A 2,457-nucleotide genomic window follows, 5' to 3' on the forward strand; every position below is an offset into this window, starting at 1 on the left:
CCCACCGGGTCCAGAGTAATCAACATCCTTATTTTGTACCCCTTATCCGTCAACACACTGGAGAGGTGTGCACCGTTCCAGCCACCCAGACTGTGTCCAACAATATAAACCGCTGTGGAGGTGTCAGGAATTTCACTCAGAACATTTTTTGCCAAATCTTCATCAGTTATAAATTTATTGTAGGCCATTGCCCGTACAGGGCACCGACAGAGATAGTTCAGAGCATCAGCATCCGCCAACACGTCGTCACGAACATAACTGACGTTCCAGTTAGGACCACTCAAGTAGTAACTTTCCTGATCCCCAGCCCCACCGATAAAAAAGATAAATATTTTCTTTACCGTAATGGCAACCTGCTTCACCGAAGTGTCTTTTGGGTCTGTCAGTGGATGATCGCAAACCTGTCTTTTCGGCAACGCTTCCTTCGCTGCCGCGTTTTCACCTGGCATCCCCAATTACTCCACAAACAATTTAATGGTTTCAGCCAAATGCGAACTGACAGTATGGGTAAACCCGGACGCATCCGTGATGCCATGCTCTTCGCTGCCGTCCCCACGCTGAATGGTGTAGGGGTGATAGGGAACCGGCTCTCCAGTCGCCTCATTGACCACTTGCAACCTGTCCGTGAAATGCACCGGCATCGGCAACAACCCACTGAACGTGGCGCCTCCCCCGCTTTGCCCAATAATGACGGTGCCGGAGCCTCCAACCACCACGTTGCCATGCCCGCCCGTACTATCGAGCGTTGCAGCGTTGAGGCCATTGATAAATACCGTGCTGGAGACYGCGCCGGTGATCGGGCTGCCGCAGGCGGATTTATCGGTCATTCGGGCAGCGCCGAGGCCGTCGAAGAACACGTCCGGGGAACCAGACACGATCGGGTTGGTGCCATGGCCCGACAACGGGCACGCGGTCGGGTCGGTGACGCGCGCAGCGGGTTTTCCACTCAAGTCAAAGCTCCTTGCTACTGAGGTTCAGGGTGAGGCTGATAGATATCAATGTCGGCCGCGGCGAAGCGCCAGCGGTTATCGACCGGGTCGAATAGCGCGTGACAATCGTCATGGCTGTCGGGAGATGAAACGTTGTGAAGGGTTTGCCAGGCTTCGGCGACTTGCCATTCCATATCCGCATCCGAGACGCTGTCGAAGTCATTGAGCCAAGCGTTGTAGTCGCGCAAGCCGATCCGGTTATAGGACGTCTGCAGCAGGCTAGTCATTTGCGGGCCGAAGTCGATGTAATGCTCTGCGGTCCATTGACCGATGTCGGAGTAGACGTACCAGCCCATGGGCAACAATGTGCCATCGTTCAATAACGATTGATCCGCCAGGACAACGAAGCCACAGCAGACGTGCAGCGTCAGCCAGCCCTGATGATCCTGGATCAACTGATTTGGATCGAACGTGCGAAGCGGGACAACGCGGTACTCCTCAAGACCGCGACTGCGCGCCATCAACTCGGCATCCAGACGCGAGACGAACGCCCGGATCGCCTTACCGCCCGTGCGATTGAGGGTGCAAAGGATGTCCACCGGCTGGCGATGGCGGTCGTCCGTGGAGCCGAGTTTTTTCACCAGGCCATACAAACGCATCGTCGCCCGAAGTCCGCTCATCGCCAGTCACTCATTGACGCGGCGAAGGCTCCACGGGCGTGGAGAAAGGGTGCCAAAGGCATTGCAAGTGTCGTCCGTGAGCGCGCAAAAGGCGCACAGAATGCAGGACTAGAGCGGTGTAGACAACCGATGCGTGTCAGATCGCCATCAATCGATCAGCCGCCCTCGGCAAAATCCCTTAGCACCGCCCCATCCATCCGATACCGCACCCACTCTTCCTGCGGTTGTGCGCCGAGGGATTTGTAGAATTCAATCGCCGGTTTGTTCCAGTCCAGCACGCTCCATTCGAAACGGCCGCAGTCATTGGCACAGGCGATTTTTGCCAGGTGGCGCAGCAAGGTTTTACCGGCGCCGCCGCCCCGTTGTTCAGGGGTGATGTAGAGGTCTTCGAGGTACAGGCAATTGCTGCCCAGCCAGGTGGAATAGCTGAAGAAGAACACCGCGAAGCCGATCGGCAGGCCATCGCGCAGGCAGATCAGGCCATGGGCGGTGGCGCCTTCGCTGAACAGGCTGCGCTCGATGTCGGCGACGCTGGCGATGACTTCGTGGCGGGCACGTTCGAAGTCGGCCAGTTCAGTGATGAACGCGAGGATTTGCGGAGCATCGCTGGGGGTTGCCKGGCGGATTTCGATCGTCATGGACGTGCCTTGTCAAAAGTTGAAAACGCCATACTAAGTCCGCGCGCGGCGCTCGTCACATTTGAAATGATGGAGGGGGCCTTTGTGGCTAATGTCGATTCGCTAAGTAATCTCAGCCGTAACACACTCTCCGTAGCAGCTGCCGAGCCTGCGAGGCTGCGTTCGGCTGCACAGCAGTCGTCAGACCAGAACTTGCGGTGCGTCAGGCAG

At 57.0% G+C, this 2,457-nt stretch carries 4 protein-coding genes and 1 pseudogene; 1 reads left to right on the top strand and 4 read right to left on the bottom strand.

The annotated features are described in order from the left end of the window. From AC1DLB_RS27545 to AC1DLB_RS27560, 4 genes and pseudogenes are all read right to left on the bottom strand, one after another. Nucleotides 1–449, bottom strand: a pseudogene (locus AC1DLB_RS27545) (alpha/beta hydrolase); the annotation flags it as partial. Nucleotides 450–455: 6 nt separating this feature from the next. After that, the gene (locus tag AC1DLB_RS27550) at nt 456–950 is read right to left on the bottom strand and encodes a PAAR domain-containing protein (RefSeq protein ID WP_477743476.1); all 495 of its coding nucleotides are present in this window, start codon (nt 948–950) and stop codon (nt 456–458) included. 14 nt (nt 951–964) lie between these two features. After that, complete coding sequence (locus tag AC1DLB_RS27555) at nt 965–1,609, bottom strand: hypothetical protein (protein ID WP_064616609.1); 645 nt, start codon at nt 1,607–1,609, stop codon at nt 965–967. A 155-nt stretch (nt 1,610–1,764) separates the two neighbouring features. Further along, nucleotides 1,765–2,247 carry an N-acetyltransferase family protein gene (locus AC1DLB_RS27560; protein WP_477786054.1) on the bottom strand — a complete coding sequence of 161 codons (483 nt, stop codon included), beginning with the start codon at nt 2,245–2,247 and terminating at the stop codon, nt 1,765–1,767. A gap of 9 nt (nt 2,248–2,256) precedes the next feature. Here AC1DLB_RS27560 and AC1DLB_RS27565 point away from each other — a divergent pair. After that, nucleotides 2,257–2,457, top strand: a 201-nt coding sequence (locus tag AC1DLB_RS27565; protein ID WP_477786055.1) for a hypothetical protein, incomplete at its 3' end; no start/stop codon positions are given.

This window comes from Pseudomonas sp. 05N434 (assembly GCF_056396965.1).

Coding starts and splice junctions, on each gene's coding strand:
- AC1DLB_RS27555 (WP_064616609.1), bottom strand. CDS start 1,609: ATGAGCGGACTTCGGGCGACGATGCGTTTGTATGGCCTGGTGAAAAAA.